This is a genomic window from Lysobacter sp. N42 (assembly GCF_004344885.1).
Map to the genome: position 1 here is coordinate 1,023,637 of NZ_SKFB01000001.1, position 23,102 is coordinate 1,046,738.

Genomic DNA, 23,102 nt, shown 5'->3' on the forward strand with positions numbered 1-23,102 from the left:
TTATGCTTAATCAGTCGATGTGATTTCCTGTTCTGGCTCCGGCAGACCTTGTAGCTTTGTTAATACCGATGCCAACTTATTTCTCATTTCACGACGGTCGACAATCATGTCTATTGCGCCGTGCTCCAGCAAGAATTCGCTACGTTGGAACCCTTCAGGAAGCGTTTCGCGTACAGTTTGTTCAATAACTCGCGGTCCAGCGAAGCCGATTAGCGCCTTAGGTTCAGCAACATTAATATCACCTAGCATTGCCAAACTTGCTGACACACCACCCATTGTCGGGTCAGTTAATACCGAAATGTAAGGTAAACCTTCCTCACTCATACGAGCTAGCGCGGCGGACGTTTTCGCCATTTGCATCAGTGAAAGCAATGCTTCTTGCATTCTCGCGCCACCCGAGGCTGAGAAGCAAACGAGCGGGATTTTATGCTCTAAACAAGCTTCAACCGCTTTAACAAAGCGAGAACCCACTACCGTAGCCATAGAGCCGCCCATAAAGTTAAATTCAAAAGCAACAGCCACTACGGGGTTACCTTTTAGCTTACCCTTCATAGCAATCAACGCGTCTTTCTCACCCGTTGCTTTTTGAGCTGCTGCGATACGGTCTTTATAGCGCTTCGAATCTTTAAACTTTAATAAGTCTTGCGGCTCTAATTCAGCTCCTAGCTCCTCATGCCCTTCTGAATCTAGGAAAGTTTGCAGACGCTCGCGCGCTGTTAACCGCATGTGATGTCCACATTTGGGGCAAACATGCAGGTTTCTTTCTAGATCTGCACGGTAAAGTATCGCTTCACAACCACCGCACTTACTCCACACCCCTTCAGGAATGTTTTTACGTTTAGTTGCCTGTGGTTTTGCAAGAATTTTCTCAATCCAGCTCATAAATACCTGTCGATGACCTTGCGGTAAGCCGCATATTTGAAAGTATAGGAAATTTCCGACATTAAAGCACAAATCGACACGCGATTGCAGCAGTAAGTGGTCTAAGCTCTAGTCAGTTCATCATACTAACTCGTCTGGGAAAAATAATGGCCCCATAGGATGCTTCGGCAGTTCCCATGCGTCTGGGTAATAAACATTCACCAAATATAACCCGTTAGGCTTCGCTGTAGCAGCCGCTTGCGTGCGGTCTTTTGCCGCTAAGAGTTGTTCAATCCATTGCTCAGGTTGTTCATTCATCCCTACAATGGTCAGCGAACCGACAATATTGCGAACCATGTGGTGTACAAAAGCGTTCGCCTGTATGTCGACCACAACATAATCACCAAACCGTTTAACCGCTACAGACTGAACATTTCGAAACGGAGAGTTCGACTGACATTGAGCAGCTCGAAAGGAGGTAAAGTCTTGCTCACCTAGCAGGTATTGTGCGGCGCGATGCATTTTTTCGTGATCTAACGGATGATAAATATGAGTCACGCCCCCGCTCAGAACAGCGGGCTTCATTGCTGCATTGTAAATAACGTAACGATAACGCCGAGCGATAGCACTGAATCGAGCGTTAAAGTCGGGGGCGACTTGTGTAACCCATTTTACCGCTATGTCATCAGGCAAATTGGCATTGACGCCTAAGGACCAAGCGCGATCTGGACGTTCCGCTTCAGTATCAAAATGAACGACTTGCTGGGTGGCGTGAACGCCAGCATCAGTTCTTCCGGCACAGGTTACATTAACGGTATGGCAGGCAACTTTAGTGAGGGCTTTCTCTAACGCTTCTTGCACACTCGGTACTTCTTGCTGACGCTGCCAGCCAAAGTAACGTTCACCGAAATATTCAATACCGAGTGCTATTCTCATGCGGGGACTGCTCTTGTGGAATTACAAAGCGCGCAAGTATACCAAGGTTCTAGTGAAGACCGAAGTCTTCACTTTTAATCATTAACCTTGCTCGTTAATGCGAGAGAGTAACGACTGCGCCTCGTCTTTTAACGTGTCGTCGTTCGAGTCTAATACCTTTTGCAAGGCTGCCTTGGCATCTTCAAACTCTTCCATTTCGATGTAAGCTCGGGCTAAGTCAAGCTCGGCTGCAAGTTCATCTTCGCCACGCATACTGTCGTCTTCATCATCTTCAGATTCCGACGCTTCGGTTTCTTCAGCTTCTGCAAGAATATCTTCAATATCTCTATACTCTTCTGAGGCTTCCTCAGGGCTATCTAGTTCGTCAGTAGGCTCTAGTTCCTGTTCAGACTCTGGTTCTTCTGAGAAATCATCCTCTTCACCGAACAATGCGTCTAGTTCATCTTCAGCTTCTTCTTCCGCTTGACGCATTTCATCTTCATCAAGCTCAAAAAGCTCTTCGTCGATTTCTTCTTCTGAAGCAATATCTTTTAATTCATTGTCTGCAATCTCAATATTGTCCTGCTCCGCGACATCTTCTTCTGCAGCCAACTCTTCGCCGTCATCATCCGAATCGTCCGACAAATCAGGAACTTCATAGTCTTCGCTCGGCTCTGGAAGTTCTGGGTCTTCTTCTTCGTCAATGTCTAAAACATCTTCTAGATCTTCATCAACATCGTCGTCTTTTTCATCAGGAAGCTCGCCCCAATCATTTTCATCGACAGCGTTGGCTTCTTCTGATGGCTCAACATCTTCAAGATCAATAACATCTTCGTCATCTTCAACATCAGAATCTTCGTCAATTGCGGTCTCTGGGTCGTCTTCACTTTCCGATAACTCGCTATCACTGTCGGTGGTGCTATCGATGCCATCTTCCAAAGCTTCTTCATCGCCGCCAATAACGTCGTCATCAACGTCTTCATCTTCGTCTTCTTCAAATACCAACTCATCAGCGGGTTCAGCTTGCTCTTCGGGCTCTTCTTCAGACACTTCGCTGTCTTCAAAATCTTCGCCAAAGCTTTCGGCATCAAAGTCTTCGTCGTCGGCTTCTTCACCAACTTTCTCAAGTAGCGAATCGATATCACTAGGATCTAAATCTTCGTCTTCATCCTCAATCCCTAGTTCATCAAACAGTGAATCCATGTCGAAGTCTTCATCGTCTTCGCTTTCACTTTGCTCCGACTTTTGTTCTTGTTCTGACTCTAGCTCTGCTTCGGGTTCTTCTTCCGCTTGCTTATCCGCAGAATCATCAACGTCTTCTATATCTTGTTCAACTTCTGTTTCATCTTCATCAAAGTCGGACTCAGCGCTATTATCTAGATCCACATCTGGGTCTAGCGGGTCAGGTTGCTCGCCCTGTTCTTCCGGCTGTGCGGATTCTTCCCCAGGTTCGTCAGCCCCAAACTCACCGAAAATATCGTCGATATCGTCATTGCCCATGATATCTTGGCTATCATCGTTTTCTGGCTCTTGTTCGTTAGACTCTTCAGTATTAACATCATCGTCGTCGGTAGAAGTAAATAAGTCGTCGTCATCATCGCCAGCGCCCTGAAGTAGCTTATCAAGCTCGTCCTGGTCCATTTCGCCGCTGCCGCCCGACTCTTCTTCATCTTCTGATGAGTCATCACTTTGAGGCTCATCCATCACCTGCGTTTCTGTGCTGGAGTCTTCCTCGTCCTCATCTTCTAACTCGCTAAAGCTATCGAGGTCGTCTTCACCGTCTAACTGTACCCCAGAGAAGTCATCCTCTTCATCGTCTGACTCTTCTCCAGGCACCAGCATTTCATCGGTTAGGCTGTCGAGGTCATCGCCCTCCTCATCGTCCTCAAATCCATCAAATGCTGTATCAGACAAGTCATCATCTTCTTCAAAGCCACCAAGAAGTTCTTTATCTAGCTCTTCGCGCGCTTCGTCGTCTGTTAAATCTTTCTCTGGTTTCACAGACTCTGGCTTAGAACCGCTTCCCGAAACTATGGCGTACTCAGCAAGATCAGACTGGCGTTTTCTTAAGAGCCAAGTGGTTAACAGAATCAGCAATAACGCTGGAATCGACGCAAGCGCAGCCAAAGCAATAGGATGCTGAAGTAATTGTTCTACGGTAGAAAGCTCTTCTGAACGGGCAATCGCTAAGTCTTGTTCACGTCTTAGTTCAGCTTGTTGCTGACGAATGTCCTGAATTTCGGCTTCATATTGCTCTGCACTTACAATCCCCTCTTGCAAGCCTTCTAATAGCTCTTCAAGGCGCACTAAACGCTCTTGCAATTGATCGTTGTTCTCTACTACACGCTCGGTATTTTGAATGGAGCGAACTAAGTCGTCTCTTAAAGTAACAAATTCTTCTTCATACTCTGCACGCACAGCATTAATTTGTTGCTCAGTCATCCTGCGTGTTTGGTTGACGATTCGGTCTTGTTGCTCAACACGGCGTTCTAATTCTTGTTGTTGACGCGCAAGTGTTTGATTTTGTGCGTCAATCGTTTCACCTAACTCAATACTTCTTCGAGCTGATTCTGGGTTAAGCATTTGAATTTCTTGCAGGCTGGGGATTCGCAAGTAAAAGCCATTGAGCATTTCGTTAGGATTACCGTCTCTGAATGCTCTTGGATTTGCTTGAACAATAGCCGCCATCACCTGATGAACAGACACAGAAGAATGAGGTCTCACTCCAGAAGCTATTGACCAGAGCGTATCTGTAGGTTGAATTGGCCCATAACGTTCTGAGCCTTGACGAACGTCAGTCTGTTCTGAACCTGCTGGCCCTAAAACGACTACGGGGTCCTCTTCCTGTGCAACCGCCGTATGCATACTCAACAACAACGCAACTGCGACAACCCAAGCACGGCCAAAACCAGCCTTGCTTATCAATTGAAACAATTTACTTCCCTGACATCGTAGAGTCATTTCAAATTTCCCGAAATCGCACGCTCGTTTTGTTATTGAATAGACGATACTGTCTAGGTCGTAATTGACGAGCTTTTTTTACGACCTTAGAACAATATAAACCATTTATGTAGTTAACGGCAGTGCGCCGTTAACCTTTATATAAAGCTAACAGAAAACCGATACTTACCAATAGTTTTCTATCAAATACTCTGCAATTTGAACACTATTTGTTGCAGCGCCTTTGCGTACGTTGTCAGCCACAACCCATAAGTTAAAGCCTTGCGGGTGTGTAATGTCTTGTCGAACGCGCCCCACGAACACCTCATCGCGGCCGGCGGCGTTACTCACTTGTGTAGGGAAGTCTTCTCGACTATCCATCAAAACAACACCTTGCGCATCAGCTAACGCGTCTTTAATCGCTTGAACATCAGTAGGCTGTACGGTTTCTAAATGAATTGCTTCAGCATGACCGAAGAATACAGGAACTCTAACCGCAGTTGCGTTTACTCGAACATCTGGATCGCCCAAGATTTTCTGAGTTTCCCACACCATTTTCATTTCTTCTTTGGTGTAATCGTTATCTAAAAACACGTCAATCTGAGGAATACAATTGAACGCAATTTGGCGTGCAAATGCTTCATGCTCAACAGGTTTTGCATTCAATAGCGCTGCTGTTTGCTGGGCAAGCTCTTCGACACCAGAAGCGCCAGCACCGGAAACCGACTGATACGTTGCAACGTTGATTCGATCAATTCCAAACTTGTCATGTATAGGTTTCAACGCAACCAGCATCTGTATTGTGGAACAGTTAGGGTTGGCAATAATGTTACGGTTCCTAAAGTCAGCTAACGCAGCACCATTGACCTCTGGAACAACAAGAGGGATGTCCGGTTCATAACGAAAATGGCTAGTGTTGTCGATGACCACGCACCCTTCGTCTGCCGCCAGCGGAGCATATTTCGCGGAAATACTTCCTCCGGCAGAAAAGAACGCAATATCAACTTGGCTCCAGTCGAAAGTATCGGCGTCAATAACTTCATACGTTTCACCAGAGAACTCAACTTCTTTACCCGCCGAGCGACTGCTCGCTAACGGATAGAAGTTACGCACAGGAAACTTACGTTCTGCCAAGCACTCAATCATTTGCTTGCCTACAAGTCCCGTTGCTCCAAGAACAGCTACATTTAGTTCTAACGCCATGTTTTCCTCTAATTCATATAATTCAATCGGTGTATTTTACTGGCGTTATTCGCCAAGCTCTACCCCAAAACCTAATGCTTCAACTTGAGCGGCTATTGCTTTTTTCGCTTGAATACGAAGCGACGACAATTCGCGACGAATAGGGTAATTTTGTCGGAGCGCGTCAAAACCACTCGCTGTTAAACCTTCTTTTCTAAAGTGCCAGTCGTCTAGTTCAATATTGTAGACACTAGATACGATATTTTTTAGCCCGTTAAGTTCGGGAATTCTAGACCATTGATAATCGGTCGTGGTGACAGGCGGCGCTATGTTTTGCCAGCTACGTTCGGAAAATTGCTCAGGAAAATAACTACATAGAGAATGGTATAGCTGTAAACTTGCTCTAAGCTTACCCTCTAAACTATGTCCAGCAATATGCGGCGTCGCTATCTCGGTGAAATCCACTAACTCCTCTAGCACGTGAGGCTCACCTTCCCAAACATCTAAAACTAAATGAAAGGCGTTTGAGTTGCTTCGAAGATGGGCAAGTAATGCACGATTGTCTATCGTTGCACCGCGGCTCGCATTAATTAAGATGGCGTTCTTTTTAACGCGCTCTAATTCAGCTTGAGCCATTAAATGAAATGTAGGATTTGGTTCATCTTTGACCAACGGCACATGAATGCTTATAACATCTGCATGCTCCAAAAAATCCCAACTCACAAACGTTTTTGTAGAATCTTCAATTACCGGGGCAGGATCAATGTAGTAAACCTCTAAACCCAATGCTTCTAGTCTGCGCCCTGCTTGGGTTCCGGTATGGCCGGCACCCACTACGAGTGCTTTCTTTCCCTCTAAGGTCAAGGAGTGCTTACTGGCCACATGAAGTGTTGCCGCAAGTACATACTCACCAACAGATACCGCATTCGCTCCTGGCGTACTTACAAAAGAAATACCCCGCGCTTTACATGCTTCAATATTAACGTGATCAGTGCCTATGGTTCCCGTACCAATCAGCTTCACATGAGCAGCTAAATCTAATAGTGACTCATCGACTCGAGTTATAGAGCGCAAAAAAATCACGTCTGCTTGGCGTAATTGGTGTGCTAAAGGTTGTCTTCCTGAGAATACTTCGACATCACCTTGAGATGCCAAAAGTTCCGGGAGTTGAGGTAAGTTTTCGTGGACTAAAAAATTCATGCGCACAGGTTATTTGGAAAGCCTGTGCGCAGTGTATCAGAAATGATTATTTCTCGAAGCGTTTAAACACTAAAGAAGCGTTCGTTCCGCCAAAACCGAAACTATTCGACATTACAACGTTCAAATGTTGCTCGCGAGGCTCACGAACAATATTCATACCTTGTGCCTTTTCATCTAATGTTTCAATGTTGATTGAAGGTGCAATGAAACCGTCTCTCATCATCAACAGTGAGAAAATAGCTTCGTGTACACCGGCAGCTCCTAGTGCGTGACCCGTCATAGCTTTAGTCGCACTAATCGCAGGCGTGTTGTCACCGAAAACTTCGCGAATTGCTTCAAGTTCTTTTACGTCACCAACAGGAGTACTTGTTCCATGGGTGTTGAGGTAATCTATTTCACCTTCAACGTTAGCCATCGCCATCTTCATGCAGCGCACAGCACCTTCACCAGAAGGGGCAACCATATCGAAGCCGTCTGACGTAGCACCATAACCGATAATTTCCGCATAGATAGTTGCACCGCGTGCCAGAGCTGTTTCTAACTCTTCAATCACTAACATGCCGCCGCCACCAGAAGGTACAAAGCCATCACGATTTGCATCATAAGTTCTAGACGCCTTGCTTGGGTCTTCATTGTACTTCGTGCTTAGTGCGCCCATTGCGTCGAACTCCATACCCAACGTCCAATGCAACTCTTCACCGCCACCGGCGAATACACGATCCTGTTTACCCAGCTGAATAAGCTCTACGGCATGTCCAATACAGTGCGCACTCGTAGCACAGGCTGAACTAATCGAGTAATTCACTCCTTTAATTTTTTTCGGAGTAGCCAAGCACGCTGACGTGGTAGAAGCCATGCAGCGCGGCACCATGTATGGACCTACACGTTTAACACCTTTTTCCCGAAGCGTGTCGGCAGCTGCAACTTGATGTTCTCCAGAAGCGCCACCAGAACCAACCACTAAACCAGTTCGTTCGTTAGAAACTTCTTCGTCGGTTAATCCTGCGTCTGCTATCGCTTGCTCTAAAGAAATATATGCATATGCCGCTGCGTCACCCATAAACCGCAATGCTTTTCGGTCGATATGTTCGCTTACGTCAATTTTAAGGTCGCCCCATACTTGGCAACGCAGTCCCATTTCAGCAAAGCTTTCTGAACGGGTAATGCCTGAACGGCCATGTTTTAAAGCGTCAAGAACCTCGTCTGAGTTGTTACCAATACTAGAAACAATACCCATCCCGGTTATCACTGCTCGTTTCATTGTGTCTGTCCTATTTATAGATTTGTGCGTATCATATCGCGTCAACAAGCAAACTAGAATCCATCATTAAAGTGGTCTGCTTTGCTGACCATTACCAAAGTCGTTTTTATTAGGGTCTTTATCTAATGGCTGCGCCACAAGTTCAATATGCAGATCTGCACATTGATGAGCAATACAACCCAGAGTCAACGCGCCACGGCGACGTTTATTTCTCTCGTAGTGAAGGTATCGCCGAGAGCAAATACGTATTTCTTGAGCAAAATGATTTCCCTTCTCGCTGGTCACGGCAAAAAAACTGGTGTGTCGCTGAAACAGGATTTGGTACGGGCCTTAACTTTTATTTGTGTGCCCACTCCTTTTTGCAGCAGGCAAGTAGCGACTGCCAGCTGCATTTCGTGAGCTTTGAGAAATACCCCATCGCCCCAGAGCAGCTCGCAAAAATTCTCCCTGAGATAACAAAACAGTTTCCAGAGCTTCAAGCTCTAGCCGATTCACTTTTAGCACAATATCCTCTTCCTTTTGCGGGACTGCATCGAATTCAGATTCACCCTCAAATCACTCTCGATCTTTACTTCGGAGATATCTCAGATACTTTACCCGACTGGCAAAGCAATAATTATAATTGCGTAGACGCTTGGTTTTTAGACGGTTTCGCACCATCAAAAAACCCTGATATGTGGCAATCGAGTCTATACATGGGCGTATTTAATACGCTCAAAGCATCCGGTACATTTTCAACCTTTACTGCAACAGGTCATGTGCGAAGAGGTTTAAAGGCCGCGGGGTTACAGGTCAGTAAAGTGAAAGGTTTTGGTAATAAGAGGGAAATGCTAATAGGCAGAAAGCTAACGCTTGGTACAGCGAATACCCCGCATAGCCCTCACATAGTAATTGTGGGTGGCGGGATAGCCGCGGCGACATTGTTATACGCCCTTAAAACTTACCCAGGTAAAATTACTCATATTTACGATGTGTTAGCTGACGGAGCATCTGGCAACCCACAAGCTGCGATTTATCCGCCTTTGCAAGCGCAATGGAACACCTTTAGTGAATTTTACCTTCATGCATTTCTCTATGCCCAGCGTTTCTATCAACCTTTGCAAGAGCAAGCTATATTTTGGTCTGGAGTACATCTAAAACATCGCACGCCAGCAGACCGGGAACGTCAGCAAAAACTACTCGCACTTTACAAGAATCACCCACCAGTACTGTCGCCTAGTCCATTAGGCATCGAAATACCCCGTGCAGGTTGGGCAAAACCGGAACAGCTGGTTAGCAGTATGATTCGCGATACACATGATTACCGAGCACATCAACAGCTGCAAACCAAAGTCATAGAACAGAGTAAAGTAACTCAGGTACATAGCCACGGAAGAGGCGTGGTTATAAGCCTAAATTCACAACAAGAACCAGTGTCTGCGGAACGCATTATCTTTTGCACCGCACACCATCAAATTCCACAGCATAGCTTTTTGCCAATTCGACCTGTTCGCGGGCAAGTTACGCAACTACAATGGAAAGGCACACCAAGTCGTTTAACAGAATTGGCAGAACACGTTGTATGCGAGAAGTCCTATGCAACTCCTCCGCATAATGGCACGTTCTGTGTTGGCGCAACGTTCGATAAAAGCACGTCGGAAGCAGAAGTTAAAGACCAAGATAATCTGGAAAATATTGAACAATTTAACCAGATGAGCGGCGAACAATATCAAGCCTCAGACATTAAATCCTGCCGCGCTTCGGTTCGTGCCACCACGCCTGATCACCTTCCAATTGTTGGATTCACTAACAATGGCAAAGTGGGAATATTTTCAGGGTTAGGATCTCGAGGGTTCACTAGCGCTCCGATTCTAGCCGAAGCGCTCGCTAGTGAAATTTTAGGCAAACCAGCTCCATTTGGTCTGCGCATTCAACAAAGAGTATCGATAAATCGGTTCGAGCGTCGCTAGTTTATTTTAACGCAGGGTGCTCAACCGTTTTTCTAATTCTGTTCAGTAGCTTTTTCACTAACTCCCAATCGTGCTCAGCAAGTTCTTTTGCGTTGCTTTGTAAGCTCTGGTCTACCTCATCCCAAAACTTATCCACGTCCTGTTCTCCAGCCATGAGCAACTGAGCAGCAACCAAGTCAATATGACCACGCAAGTACCCACTAGCGAATAGTTCATCGTCGCTTCCATCTACAATCATACGGTCGAATTCTACTTCAAGTTGGTCTGCAACTTCGGTAATGCTTTTGCTCATTGAATTAGCCTATTTAAACAACTTAAGGAATGATTATATCGCCCCTAGACCTCAATTTCGACCGAGAACTTATTTCTAACCTTTGATACAATTACACTTTATTTCAAACCCATATATCAGTGTCGTTGAAGTTTTATGAGTGAATTTAAAATCGGACTATTTTATGGCTCGTCCACTTGCTATACCGAAATAGCTGCGGAGAAAATTCGTGACTTTATCGGGGCAGATATTGTTGAAATTCACAATATAAAAGACGTGCCGCTTAGTGAAACGCAAAACTACGAAATACTCATTTTCGGCATATCCACTTGGGACTTCGGTGAACTGCAAGACGACTGGGAAAGTCACTGGGAAGAAGCGAGCTCTTTAAATCTTCAAGGTAAAACCCTAGCCATATACGGCATGGGCGATCAGGAAGGTTATGCCGAGTGGTTCCAAGACGCTGTGGGTATGCTTCATGACGCGGTGCAGCAACCGGGCTTAAAAAGAATTGGTTATTGGCCCAATGAAGGTTACGAATTCATAGCATCTAAAGCGCTTACCCCTGATCGGAAGCAATTTGTCGGTCTAGCATTAGACGAAGACAGCCAATACGACCTTTCAGATGAGAGAATAGCTACTTGGTGTACGCAGGTTTTAGAGGAAATTGCAGGCAGCTAAACAGCCTGCAATTTTAACTCTTTCGCTAGTTGTTGAGCGAACGCTTCAACCGTTTCGGTAGTATAGGGTTGAGCAGGTAGTTTTCCCCATACTGGCGCGGGCCAAGCAGGGTCTGACTTAAACCTCACAACGTGATGTACATGCAGTTGCGACACCACATTGCCTAATGCAGCTACGTTTAGCTTATCCCCATTAAAGTGGCGCATTAACCACATGCTCAGTAACGACGACTCTTGCAACAACTGTTGCTGTTCCATCGCCTGTAACTCATAAGCTTCTGTTACACCCTCTACTCGAGGTACAAGAATTACCCAAGGGTACTGAGCGTCGTTCATGATCAGAACACGCGACAGTGGGAAATCTCCCACTGTCACTGTGTCTTTTTCTAATTGAGCGTTCAATTGCCAAGACATGAACTTAACCCTTAATGACGAATACTATTTTCGTCGCCAGCAAACACCTGACCAAAATAGCTGTCTTCATTCCAAGTTGGACGCTCTTGTGCATTCGCAACAGTTTTTCCAATCTCGAAATTAATATTGGTGAACGTTGCTGCAGCACCGTAACGAATACCACCGTAAACTTCAGTTAAAGTGCTAACCTCGTCGGTTGGGCGGTGGTACTGTTCACGCAAGAACTGATGCCAAATAGCGCCAGCATCTTCACCTTCTACCTGAGAATTAAATCCAGTCATTAGAAATACAGAAGGAATACCCTGCTTCACAAGCGTGTAATGATCTGAGCGAGTAAACAAAGCTTCTTCCGGCATTGGGTCTGGGCTACTAGTAATCGAGAACTTCTCTGCAGCAGTAGACACCGCACTATTCAATGAAGAATGATTAGCACCAAACGCAACAACATCTGCAAATGTATACAGTAACACCGGCATGTCTAGGTTTACGTTCGCAACAATGTTTTCAATCGGTACTGTTGGGTTATTCGCGAAGTAGTCCGCACCAAGCAACCCACGCTCTTCGGCAGTTACCGCGGCGAACAAAATAGAACGTTTAGGACGCTGTCCAGAAGCAGCTAAGTCAGAAAACATGCGTGCAGTTTCTAGCATAATAGAAACACCAGAGGCATTGTCCATCGCGCCATTATTGAACTCTTCTGGGCCTTCTACACTGCGTACCGGACCGATATGGTCAGAGTGAGCAGTATAAATAATATATTCGTCTTTAAGCTCTGGATCGCTGCCAGGTAGCATCGCAATAACGTTTGGACTGTCCATATCTTCATAGGTTGAAGATTTCTCAAGCGTAACCGTTAAACCAAGCGGCATACCTACCGGACGCTCGCCCTCGTCCATTTGCTGCCAAATTTGCTCTGGCTGCAAAGCAACTTCCGAGAATAACGCATCGGCAACTTCGTAATTTATGGTCGCAGCACCTTTAATTTCAGGGTAAGCATTTTGTGGCTCGCCATTAGGAGCGACCCAGCGCACGCGCGGTGCGTTTGCGTAAAAAATCATGCGCTCATAAGGGCGTGTTTCCGCGCGCTTCGGCGTGTGAATGCTTACAATACCCACAGCTCCGCGCTCAACAGCAAGTTGCGTTTTAATACTGTTTAGATGCGCAGCTTCTTCACTAGGAAGTCCATCCGGAAGACCTGAAAGCATAACCACAATAGCGCCTTCAACATCCAAGTTTGCGTAGTCGTTGATATCGAACTTATCAGACACCATTCCGTAACCTACGAATACTAATGGAGCCGTTACCGTAGATTCATTCTCAAAAACGCTTGGCCCCATAAGGAAGTCTCTTGGGTAAACAAGTTCTACGTTTTCACCGCTACTTTGATGAATGGTAAATTTTTGACTGTCAGGAGTAATACGAGCAGTTCTTAGAGGCACGCGTTGGTAGAAACCTTCGGTACCGGCTGGCTCTAGACCCATTTGCTGAAATTCTGCAGCAATATAAGCAGAGGCAATTTCGTGCTCTTGCGAACCCGTATCGCGGCCTTCTAATAAATCACTCGCTAAAAATTCCAGATGAGACTGAATGGCTTGAGCATTTGCTTCTATGTCTGTTTCTTGCTGGGATTCGCCACATCCAACCAATACAAGCGCCATACCTGCCAGAGCACTTAGCGCAGACTTTCGCCCTAAATAGTTTTTCATGATTACTCCTTTTTTATAGTCAGCGCAGTTTATCGACTTCTGGTCGCAGACGCCACATTTGGGGTTGATCAAAACCGCCGATGAATGTAATGTTATATTATTACATTAAATACAAGTAAGGGTTATCACCATGAAGTTTAAGAAGTCCTTCATCGCAAAACAGGTTATTACTGCTTTAGCGTTTTCTAGCGTAGCTGTTTCAGCCATGGCGCAAAATACTCAAGAAAACGACGTTGCCGACGAGCACGATCATGACTACGAACGTATCGTTGTTACAGCGTCACCATTGCAAAAATCAGCCGTCGACAGCGCTCAACCCATTTATGTGATGAGCCAAGACGAATTACGTCAGTCACAAGCGGCTACCTTAGGTGAAACTCTTAGAAGTATCGTAGGGGTTCAAGCCAGTTATTTTAGTCCTGTTTCTAGCAGCCCTATTATTCGTGGACTAGGCGGTCCTCGCGTACGCATCCTACAAAACGGCTTAGACGTCGCAGACATTTCTCGCGGCGGGCCAGATCATGCCGTATCAACAGAAACAAGTACTGCACAACAAGTCGAAATTTTCCGAGGTCCTTCTACCTTGCTTTTCGGTAGCGGCGCAAGCGGCGGTGTCGTAAATGTCGTTGATAACCGCGTTCCACGTTTTCTAGAGCAAGGCGTTTCAGGCGAATATGGTGTGCAATATAACGACGTAAGCGACGAAAAGCTTGTGAGTGGCGAATTTAATGCCCGTTCTGGAGACTTTGCCTTCCACCTTGACGCATTCAAGCGTGATGCAGATAACTACAGCGTGCCAGAGTTCACGAATGACGAAGGTGAAGTAACCGACCATATAGAAAACAGCTATACGGAAGATGAGGGTTATACCATTGGCTCAAGCTACCTTTTCAACGGCGGCTTCATTGGCTTTTCTGTAGGCCGTTTAGACCGTACCTACGGAATTCCGGGTCACTCGCATGGGCATGAAGACGAACATGCACATGAAGAAGAAGGCGCTCACGATGAGCATGAAGAACACGAGGAAGAAGGTGTTTACGCTCTATTCAAGCAAGACCGTTATCAACTGCTGAGTTCATTTGTGGAGCCAATGTCAGGTATTCAGCGCTTAGACATTAATTTTGGTTACTCAGAATTGTCTCATAACGAAATTGAAGAAGAATTAGTGGCTTCTGGTTTTGCTGTCGAGCAATCTGAACTAAGAGTTTCAGCAACGCATACCGCTGTTATGGGTTGGACGGGTGCATTCGGAGCACAATTCGAGCAACGTGAATATAGCTCGAATGGTGAAGAAGCTTATACGCCAACATCAGACACAGACCTAGCTGGTTTGTTCTGGCTTGTAGAGAAGCAATTTGGAGCGCTTACTGTAGAAGCCGGTGCTCGTTATGAAGAAGTTTCTCTAGAAACTGAAGAGTTCAATACGCTCGAATACACACCTATGAGTTTCTCGTTAGGCGCACGTTACAGTGTAAATGAAAATTTGAGCTTGGCATTTAACTCAAGCTACAGCGAGCGCGCACCACAAGCGAATGAACTGTTCTCTGACGGCGCACACCTTGCTACAGGAACCTACGAATTAGGTGGTGTTTATGAGCTGCATGAAGCTCACCACGAAGAAGAAGGTGCCCACGAAGAGCACGAGGGAGAAGAGGTTTATCATATTGAGCGACGCAGCAATGCGCTAGCCACCGAGAACTCACAGAACATCGACCTTGGATTGCATTACCAAGGTGATCGCTTCCACGTTGAAGCAAATGTGTTTTGGAATGAAATAGAAAACTTTATCTATCAACAAAACTCAGGTGTGTCTTCAGCTCAATTTGACGAACATGCTCACGAAGAACATGAAGGCGAAGCGCACGAAGAAGAACATGCTCACGGTGAACTTCCTGTCTATGTTTACCAGCAACAAGACGCGCGACTATATGGTTACGAGATTTCGGGTCATTACCAACTCAGTACGAATTGGCACGTAGATGCATTTACCGACTACACCCGCGCTAAGTTCGTAAACGGTGGCAATATTCCGCGTATTCCAGCACAACGCGTTGGCGCTACGCTTAAATATTTACAGCCTAATTGGGACACGTCTTTAAGCGTGACTCGCTACAACGAACAAGACAAGGTAGGTATTAACGAAGAGGCAACCGAAGGATTTTCTCTGGTGAACGTGCGAATGAATTACTACCCAGGACGTTTCGCAAACCAAGACTTCTCGGTTTACTTGAAAGTTGAAAACCTTACTGACGAACTAGGTTTTGTGCATAGCTCTTTCATTAAAGAGGACGCGCCATTACCCGGACGAAACGTGGGTATCGGAATTCGCGCTCACTTTTAAACCGGTCGAGTAACAAATCGAAGTTCTCCCTTAAATGCCGTAAGTGTGCACTTACGGCATTTTTTTATGTTGCTTTGATGGTTTTATTTTAAATACCTCCGAGGAAACCGATATAGTATCTAAACATCGTTTTAAGAAGAGTGAAGTTAGATGGCTACCCCTCATATTGAAGCTAACATAGGCGACATCGCGAAATGCGTTCTGATGCCCGGCGATCCCCTTCGTGCCAAATACATTGCCGAACATTATTTAGAAAACGCCACTCAATTTAATTCAGTACGAAATGTACTTGGCTACACAGGCACGTTTCAGGGGCATCGCGTTTCTGTAATGGCAAGCGGTATGGGTATGCCGAGCATGGGTATATACGCTTACGAGCTCTACAATTTTTATGGCGTCGACACTATTATTCGTATTGGTAGCTGCGGCAGTTACAGCGAAGCATTAAATATCGGTCAAGTACTCTTAGCTACAGAAGCTTTTTCAGAGTCATCATTTGCTCGCGTACAAAGTGGAGAAATGAGCGACACATTATTTCCCTCACATGGGTTATTACAGCATATATTGCAGAAGTCTAAGGCACTTAACATTAACCTCGACCAGGGCGCTATTCACAGTAGCGACGTGTTCTACCGACTTAATGAACATATTCCCGCATGCGTTAAGGAAAAAAGCCTCGTAGCTGTCGAAATGGAATCATTCGCTCTTTTTAATATCGCAAAATGCCTAGATAAGTCAGCCGCAGCGTTGCTTACGGTAACCGACTCCATGCTGACTAGTGAAAGTCTATCTTCGCACGCTCGCGAATCCAGTCTTAATGACATGATTACACTTGCACTTCATGCTGCGGTTACTTGGCAAGATTCTTAAGTCGAGTTATCTTATTCATAACATTCAAAGGTAAGGAACTTTCCAATTATGCGTTTTCTTTCTCGACGCCTCGTAATGCCTAACGACCTGAATTTTGCCGGCTCATTGTTCGGTGGACGTATTTTAGAGTGGATAGACGAAGAAGCTTACATTTTTGCATCTTGCCAATTAGAAGCAAAAAGCTTAGTGACCAAGCACATCGGCGCGATTACTTTTGAAGCCTCAGCTTTTCAAGGTGACGTAGTAGAGTTTGGGCTAGCCATTAAGCACGTAGGCAACAGTTCCATTAGCGTAACTTGTGTCGTACGCAACAAAGGAACCAAACAAAATATTTGTACCGCCGACGACATTGTTTTCGTTCATATCGACAGTGAAACCCGTAAACCGCTGCCACACGGCAAAACAAAAGAACAGCTCGATGAAATGAAATTCGAGTTGCCTTAACTTCAGATCTTGAATAAAGACCAATCTAGAAACAAAAAACCCAGCATGTTGCTGGGTTTTCTTTATTCGGTTGCTTGCTTGTTACTTATCCAAGAAAGCTCCCGCCAATGCAATAACAGGGGAAGCAGAAGGCTTACCATGTTGCCAGTTACCACCTTCAACACCACTACCTGCGATATCTATGTGTGTATATGGCAAAGGTGTATCGCTATTCTGACCATGTTTGTCTAAGCCAGCTACAGCGACTAAGAATGCCATGGGGAACTGGTGTCCGCGCACAGTAGTCGCAGAAGGTCCATTGTTCGACGACAATACATCATCTGCCTTCGTGCGGCCGCGAATAAAGTCGAAGTCTTCACGACGACTTGGCGAAAGTTCAACGCCGTCACCCCAGCTTTCGCCTGCGTCTAAAATACGCTGCACATATCCCTTAGACATTGCAGGCTTATTAGGCACTAAAGCCGCATAAGGTCCTTTTGCTAGAGCTGCGTGGCCTGTAAGGGTTGCGATAGTGTACAAAGAAGGGTTGGTAGCAGACACCGCTTCCTCAGTTAACTTCGCCAAAGGATCAGCCATAACTAAACGCCCTTCAGCATCGGTATTACCAATACGCACGCGAACTCCCGAGCGTCCGGTAATAATTTCGTCCGCTACGAATGCAAAGTTGTCGATGTTGTTGCGCACAAACGCCAGTTCAGCAACTACTTTCACGCCCTTAGGATTCAACCCAGCTAATGCTTTCACAAAACCAGCAACGGCCGCAGCACCACCTTTGTCACGGCTCATACCTGCCATGTGGCCACCAGTTTTCAGGTCAGCACCTCCCGTATCGTAGGTAATCCCCTTACCCACAAGGAAAATAGACTCTTCGATAGGTCCTTCGCCTTCAAACTCCAAACGGACAACAGCAGGTAGCTGCTTTTCCACTTCAAACGAAGCTCTAGCAACCGCACAAAGCAACGGATATTCATGCTCCAGTTGCATACGGTCGTCAATAACTTGCACAGAAACAGACGTTCCAGCGAAAGCTTCTTGGCAATATTCCGCCGCACGCTTCGGAGACATACGCTCTGGCTCGGTTCCACAAATGTCTCTTGCAACCCGACGCCCTGCTTCAATTGATTTTACGAAGCTGGGGTCAACATTGCCCACAACACCAACGGTTGCAAAAGGTTCTACGTCATCGCCATGATGTTCTCTGGCTTCTAATGACTCGTAATTACCTTGGTTAAAACCAAAGTATGCAGAGGCTAATGCCTTGTTCCATAGCGCGCCAGTAGGTACCGCAGTAACCATAAGTGCTGGCTTTTTCGCACCAGATGCTGCAACACGAGCGACAGCTTCGCGCGCGGCGTCGTAAAAACGTCTTACGTCGTCATAGTCGCGGTCTAATGGTCCTGTAGGCGCGAGTAACAAACGATTCCCCGGAGCTACTTCACAGGAAAGTACTGACAAAGTCTCGCCAACCGATGCGTCAAACATTTTCGCATTCTGTATTGCTGCTTGATAGTCACTGTCCAATTCAGAAAAGTTTGGACCGATAACGATAAGGGCGTCCCAGTCGCCACCTTCCAATGCTTCAAATGTTAAAACTTCCGGTGCTGCTAAAGCCATTAATCACCTCTTACTTTTAATCTTTAAAAGTTAACCTTTACGCCAACGCGTACCTTCAGGCCCGTCTTCCAAAACAATGTTCATAGCCTGTAGTGCGTCGCGCGCCTTATCTGCACGAGCCCAATCTTTTGCAGCTCGTGCGTCGTTGCGCTCTTGAATCAACGCTTCTATTTTACTTACTTCGTCGGTATCCGCTTGACCGCGCAGGAACTGCTCAGGGTCTTGCTCTAAAATACCAAGCACCGCGCCAAACTCTTTCATTAAGCTGACGCACATTCCCATTTCTTGCTGCTGGTTCTCTTGCCCTTTTAATCGGTTCAATTCGCGAGCCAAGTCAAAAATGACCGTCATAGCTTCAGGAACATTAAAGTCGTCGTCTAACGCAACTTTGAACTTTTCTCTATATACCGCTGCAAAGCTTTCGGTGGCAGCTACAGCCGTCACACCTCGTAAGGCGGTATAAAGTCGTTCAAGCGCACTTCGGGCTTGCTCTAAGTGGCTTTGAGAGTAATTCAACTGACTGCGATAATGCCCACTTAACAAGAAAAAGCGCACTGTTTCAGCGTCGAATGTTTTCAGTACGTCACGAATAGTAAAGAAGTTTCCTAACGACTTAGACATCTTTTCAGAATCAACCTGAACCATGCCTGTGTGCATCCAATAATTTACATATGGACTGTCATTAGCACAGCACGACTGTGCTATTTCATTTTCATGGTGCGGAAACTGTAGGTCTGAACCGCCACCATGAATGTCAAAATGCTTACCTAAATGTTTGCCATTCATTGCTGAACATTCAATATGCCAACCCGGTCTACCCTCTCCCCATGGAGAGCTCCAGCTCGGCTCACCCGCTTTTGCCTTTTTCCATAATACAAAGTCTAGCGGGTCTTCTTTTCCTTCAGCTACTGCAACACGAGCGCCCGACTGCAACTGTTCAATGGCTTGGCCGCTCAGTTTTCCATAATCAGGGAAACTACTTACGTCGAACAATACATCGCCAGAAGCGGAGACGTATGCGTGCTTCTTCTCTAGAAGCTGTTCAATCAGTGCAATAATTTCCGCCATGTGAGTGGTAACGCGTGGTTCAATATCCGGCTCTACTAAATTAAGCGCTGCAAAGTCTTCATGCATTAGCTTTAGGTTTTGCTCAGTTACAAAGTCGATAGACTGATTGGTTTCTTCTGCACGCTTAATTATTTTGTCGTCAACGTCCGTTACGTTACGCACGTAAGTCACGTCGTAACCTGAATAACGTAAATAGCGAACTGCCACATCGAACGCCACATAAGTTCGCGCATGACCAATGTGACAAAGGTCATAAATGGTTACGCCGCAGACATAAAGCCCAACTTTACCTTCCACTAAAGGTTTAAAAGTTTCTTTCTGGTGAGTAAGTGAATTATAGATCTGCAGCATCGTTCGCTCTGGTCTCCAAAGACTACCTGTGGTAAAACCCGAAGCTTACCATTATTGGCCGCTTCGAGGAACCGAATGAGCGACACATCTAAGCAAGAACTTGAGCAAAACCTACAAGCTCTAGCGGGACATCAACAAGAAGAAGATATTGCTAAACACCTTGCCAACGAATGGCAAAAAGCAGAAAACACCTTCAACAATGAAAGTGTGCACCATACTATCTCCATTTTTGGTAGTGCCCGCATTCCAGCGCCAGAAGAAAAGACCGATAGCGCGTGCTCTAAAATGTCTCGGTTCTATCAAGAAGCTCAGCAACTCGCCTATGAGCTTGGAAAGATCATCGAGGATTCACCGCACCAAGGGGTACGCCTGATTACCGGAGGTGGGCCAGGTATTATGGAGGCAGCAAGTAGGGGTTCCTTCGATGCAGGACATCCAAGTATAGGGCTGAATATAGTCATTCCGCGCGAGCAACGGTTGAACCCTTTTATTGCCGCAAAGCACAGTATTGAGTTTCAGTACTTCGCACTCCGTAAAATGTATTTTTTAAGAAGAGCAAAAGCACTCATTGTTTTTCCTGGAGGATTTGGCACGCTTGATGAGTTATTTGAAACATTAACTTTAATTCAAACCAAAAAAATGAAACGCGTTCCTGTAATTCTTTACGGTAAAGACTTTTGGGCTCGGTTGCTGGACCTGGCGGTATTGGAAGAATGCGGCTTAATAGACAACACCGACGAATCCTTATACCAAATCGTGGACTCGGTTCCCGAAGCATTAGAAGCCATGCAACCGGTTTTCTCATCGCTTAATAACAGCAAATAAGAAGAATCGATAAATCATAGCTTTTGTTTCCAATAACAGTGATATTCGCTACACTTCGCAGCGTATTCGCATTTAAACAGGATAAATTCATGTTCGTAACACTACACACTAACCACGGCGATATTCGTATTGAGCTCTTTGCTGAGCAAGCGCCAAAAACAGCAGCTAACTTTGTTAAGTACGCAGAAAGCGGTTTTTACGAAAATACTTTATTTCACCGTGTGATTAGCGACTTCATGATTCAAGGTGGTGGTTTCACCCCAGGTATGGAACAAAAGCCAACAGACGCACCGATTGAGAACGAAGCGAACAACGGTGTTTCTAACGAGCGCGGCACAATTTCTATGGCTCGTACGCAAGACCCACACTCGGCGACTTCGCAGTTTTTCATTAACGTGAAAGACAACAAGCCATTAGACTTTACGGGCGAAAACCCATATGGCTGGGGCTACTGTGTATTCGGTAAAGTTGTTGAAGGCATGGACGTAGTAGACAGCATTCGTGACGTAGACACAGGCCGCTCTGGTTACCATGCAGACGTACCTGTTGAAGATGTTGTGATTAAAAACGCTACTGTGGAAAAATGATCACACGATTCATATCTGATCTACACCTCAGTGAGAACAGGCCTGACATAACAGGCCTGTTTGTTTCTTTCCTAAGAGGTGAAGCAAGAGAAAGTGACGCGCTCTACATTCTCGGCGACCTGTTCGATTATTGGATTGGCGACGACGACCTGCGCCCATTTCACCTGCATATCATTCAAGAGCTGAAGAACGTAGTGGAATCAGGTGTTCCAGTTTACTTCATGGCAGGAAACAGAGACTTCTTGATTGGGAAAAAGTTTGCAGAGCTTACCGGCATAACCATACTTCCAGACCCTACCGTAGTCGACTTATATGGCACGCCTACCCTGCTACTTCATGGCGACACGCTTTGCACCCAAGACGAAGGCTACCAAAAATTTCGTAAAACAATTCGTAACCCTCTACTTCTGGGTATTCTTACTAAGCTTCCGCTTTCATGGCGCCGTAAGGTTGCACAAAAGCTACGCGCAAATAGTAAGAGCCAGCAGAACTTGTCTGCAGAGCAATTAGCTATGATGGATGCTACAGAAGAGGCGGTAGTGCAAGCGTTTGAAAGTCACAAAGTAGAACGCATGATTCACGGCCATACGCACCAGCCCGACATTCATGAACACCCATTGAGTGAGGGTAAAACCGGACTTCGTATCGTTTTAGGAGACTGGTACGAGCAAGGCAGCATTCTCGAGCTTACTGCCGACACCTTTATTCTGCGCAACGAACCTTTTAGCGAAGACGAAGATTAAGCGGGAACCCCACTGTGAAACCGAAGTTCATTGTCGGTAGAAGTGATTAACCCCGCTTCCACGTCCACTAGCCTTTGTATATCTGCACTAATGTCGCGCCCCGCAATTTCTTGCGCCAGCTTCAGATAATCCTCGAAATGACGCGCTTCAGAGCGTAACAAGCTTATATAAAATTTCTGCAGTTGCGAATCTAAATGCGGAGCTAAGGCAGCAAAACGTTCACACGACCGAGCCTCAATTAAACCACCCACAATAAGCTTGTCGATTAAAGTTTCAGGCTCGTAAGTACGCACATGGCTAAGTAAAGACGCTGCGTAACGGGAAGCACTTAAGGGCTGTATATCCATCTCTCGTTCACGCATAATTTCATAAACTTGAGTGAAGTGATGCAGCTCTTCTTTCATCAGAAGCAACATGCGGTCCACCATACGTCCCTGCCAATTACGCTTCTGCTCTTCAGTTTTGCGAATCCTAGGTATTTCCTTTTGTGCAGCAATAAGATCGTGATTAGCTTTGCGGTAAGCCACGTCTTCAAAGGGCACTAACCACTCCAAAACCTGACTCGCCTGTTCTTTCGTGAGCACATATTTACGAAGCAAGAAAGCAGCACTTTGTGCAGCCTTTAACTCACAGTGCAAATGATCAATAAGTAACGCATGTAACTCATCAGACCTTGCCGCTTCATTGATCCAAGCGGCTGGAGTAGATGAGCCCAAAAAACCATGAATCGGTTCTAGTAAATGGTTCATTTCACCTTGGCTTACTGATGTTTCGCTCACTACAACGCACCTATAGATAGTTAACCTTTATATAACAAAAAGTTCTGAACAGTTTTTGTTCAGAATGTTTCATTCTTGATTTCAAAGCTCGTTCGCTCCGT

Annotated in this window: 20 protein-coding genes; 8 read left to right on the top strand and 12 right to left on the bottom strand. The window is 45.7% G+C overall.

Features of this window, described 5'->3' with window-relative positions:
- Positions 1-6 precede the first annotated feature (6 nt).
- From accD to fabB, 6 genes are all read right to left on the bottom strand, one after another.
- A complete protein-coding gene (gene accD, locus EYQ95_RS05030; RefSeq protein WP_111913804.1) occupies positions 7-882 on the bottom strand; it encodes an acetyl-CoA carboxylase, carboxyltransferase subunit beta in 876 nt (291 codons plus the stop codon).
- Between the two features lie 120 nt (positions 883-1,002).
- Positions 1,003-1,797, bottom strand: coding sequence for a tRNA pseudouridine(38-40) synthase TruA (truA, locus tag EYQ95_RS05035; protein WP_111913803.1), 795 nt, complete (start codon positions 1,795-1,797; stop codon positions 1,003-1,005).
- A gap of 81 nt (positions 1,798-1,878) precedes the next feature.
- Positions 1,879-4,710, bottom strand: coding sequence for a FimV/HubP family polar landmark protein (locus tag EYQ95_RS05040; protein ID WP_165831901.1), 2,832 nt, complete (start codon positions 4,708-4,710; stop codon positions 1,879-1,881).
- A gap of 192 nt (positions 4,711-4,902) precedes the next feature.
- Positions 4,903-5,919, bottom strand: a complete 1,017-nt coding sequence (locus tag EYQ95_RS05045) for an aspartate-semialdehyde dehydrogenase (protein WP_111913801.1) — start codon at positions 5,917-5,919, stop codon at positions 4,903-4,905.
- Positions 5,920-5,964: 45 nt separating this feature from the next.
- Positions 5,965-7,098: a 4-phosphoerythronate dehydrogenase gene (locus EYQ95_RS05050; protein ID WP_111913800.1), complete on the bottom strand. Its 1,134-nt coding sequence runs from the start codon at positions 7,096-7,098 to the stop codon at positions 5,965-5,967.
- A gap of 46 nt (positions 7,099-7,144) precedes the next feature.
- On the bottom strand, positions 7,145-8,359 hold the full coding sequence (gene fabB / locus EYQ95_RS05055) for a beta-ketoacyl-ACP synthase I (RefSeq protein WP_111913799.1): 1,215 nt from the start codon (positions 8,357-8,359) through the stop codon (positions 7,145-7,147).
- A gap of 125 nt (positions 8,360-8,484) precedes the next feature.
- Here fabB and mnmD point away from each other — a divergent pair, with 125 nt between their 5' ends.
- Positions 8,485-10,308 carry a tRNA (5-methylaminomethyl-2-thiouridine)(34)-methyltransferase MnmD gene (gene mnmD / locus EYQ95_RS05060; protein ID WP_111913798.1) on the top strand — a complete coding sequence of 608 codons (1,824 nt, stop codon included), beginning with the start codon at positions 8,485-8,487 and terminating at the stop codon, positions 10,306-10,308.
- Position 10,309: 1 nt separating this feature from the next.
- Here mnmD and EYQ95_RS05065 read toward each other — a convergent pair whose 3' ends face one another.
- Positions 10,310-10,600: a YfcL family protein gene (locus tag EYQ95_RS05065; RefSeq protein ID WP_111913797.1), complete on the bottom strand. Its 291-nt coding sequence runs from the start codon at positions 10,598-10,600 to the stop codon at positions 10,310-10,312.
- Positions 10,601-10,735: 135 nt separating this feature from the next.
- On the opposite strand from EYQ95_RS05065, the gene fldB reads away from it, so the two are divergent.
- Positions 10,736-11,260, top strand: coding sequence for a flavodoxin FldB (gene fldB / locus EYQ95_RS05070; protein ID WP_111913796.1), 525 nt, complete (start codon positions 10,736-10,738; stop codon positions 11,258-11,260).
- Here the strand turns inward: fldB and EYQ95_RS05075 are convergent.
- Entirely contained in the window at positions 11,257-11,673 is a 417-nt protein-coding gene (locus EYQ95_RS05075) for an HIT domain-containing protein (protein ID WP_111913795.1), read from the bottom strand. The two genes, fldB and EYQ95_RS05075, sit on opposite strands and share 4 nt — an antisense overlap.
- 11 nt (positions 11,674-11,684) lie before the next feature.
- Positions 11,685-13,379, bottom strand: coding sequence for a M28 family metallopeptidase (locus tag EYQ95_RS05080; RefSeq protein ID WP_207801064.1), 1,695 nt, complete (start codon positions 13,377-13,379; stop codon positions 11,685-11,687).
- Positions 13,380-13,509: 130 nt separating this feature from the next.
- Between EYQ95_RS05080 and EYQ95_RS05085 the strand changes: the two genes are divergently transcribed.
- The 3 genes from EYQ95_RS05085 (at position 13,510) to EYQ95_RS05095 (ending at position 17,034) form a co-directional block, all read left to right on the top strand.
- A complete protein-coding gene (locus EYQ95_RS05085; RefSeq protein WP_111913794.1) occupies positions 13,510-15,720 on the top strand; it encodes a TonB-dependent receptor in 2,211 nt (736 codons plus the stop codon).
- Positions 15,721-15,870: 150 nt separating this feature from the next.
- A complete protein-coding gene (deoD, locus tag EYQ95_RS05090) occupies positions 15,871-16,590 on the top strand; it encodes a purine-nucleoside phosphorylase (protein ID WP_111913793.1) in 720 nt (239 codons plus the stop codon).
- A 75-nt stretch (positions 16,591-16,665) separates the two neighbouring features.
- On the top strand, positions 16,666-17,034 hold the full coding sequence (locus EYQ95_RS05095; RefSeq protein ID WP_207916219.1) for an acyl-CoA thioesterase: 369 nt from the start codon (positions 16,666-16,668) through the stop codon (positions 17,032-17,034).
- 81 nt (positions 17,035-17,115) lie between these two features.
- Here the strand turns inward: EYQ95_RS05095 and EYQ95_RS05100 are convergent, their stop codons facing one another.
- Positions 17,116-18,648 carry a leucyl aminopeptidase family protein gene (locus EYQ95_RS05100; RefSeq protein WP_111913791.1) on the bottom strand — a complete coding sequence of 511 codons (1,533 nt, stop codon included), beginning with the start codon at positions 18,646-18,648 and terminating at the stop codon, positions 17,116-17,118.
- A 30-nt stretch (positions 18,649-18,678) separates the two neighbouring features.
- The gene (cysS, locus tag EYQ95_RS05105; RefSeq protein WP_111913790.1) at positions 18,679-20,067 is read right to left on the bottom strand and encodes a cysteine--tRNA ligase; all 1,389 of its coding nucleotides are present in this window, start codon (positions 20,065-20,067) and stop codon (positions 18,679-18,681) included.
- Between the two features lie 75 nt (positions 20,068-20,142).
- On the opposite strand from cysS, the gene EYQ95_RS05110 reads away from it, so the two are divergent.
- From EYQ95_RS05110 to lpxH, 3 genes are all read left to right on the top strand, one after another.
- Positions 20,143-20,892 carry a TIGR00730 family Rossman fold protein gene (locus EYQ95_RS05110; protein ID WP_111913789.1) on the top strand — a complete coding sequence of 250 codons (750 nt, stop codon included), beginning with the start codon at positions 20,143-20,145 and terminating at the stop codon, positions 20,890-20,892.
- An 89-nt stretch (positions 20,893-20,981) separates the two neighbouring features.
- Positions 20,982-21,479, top strand: a complete 498-nt coding sequence (locus EYQ95_RS05115) for a peptidylprolyl isomerase (RefSeq protein ID WP_111913788.1) — start codon at positions 20,982-20,984, stop codon at positions 21,477-21,479.
- Positions 21,476-22,222, top strand: a complete 747-nt coding sequence (lpxH, locus tag EYQ95_RS05120; RefSeq protein WP_111913787.1) for a UDP-2,3-diacylglucosamine diphosphatase — start codon at positions 21,476-21,478, stop codon at positions 22,220-22,222. The genes EYQ95_RS05115 and lpxH overlap by 4 nt, the downstream gene beginning before the upstream one ends.
- On the opposite strand, the gene miaE is transcribed toward lpxH, so the two are convergent.
- Positions 22,219-23,001, bottom strand: coding sequence for a tRNA isopentenyl-2-thiomethyl-A-37 hydroxylase MiaE (gene miaE, locus EYQ95_RS05125; protein WP_243699857.1), 783 nt, complete (start codon positions 22,999-23,001; stop codon positions 22,219-22,221). The two genes, lpxH and miaE, sit on opposite strands and share 4 nt — an antisense overlap.
- Positions 23,002-23,102 lie beyond the last annotated feature (101 nt).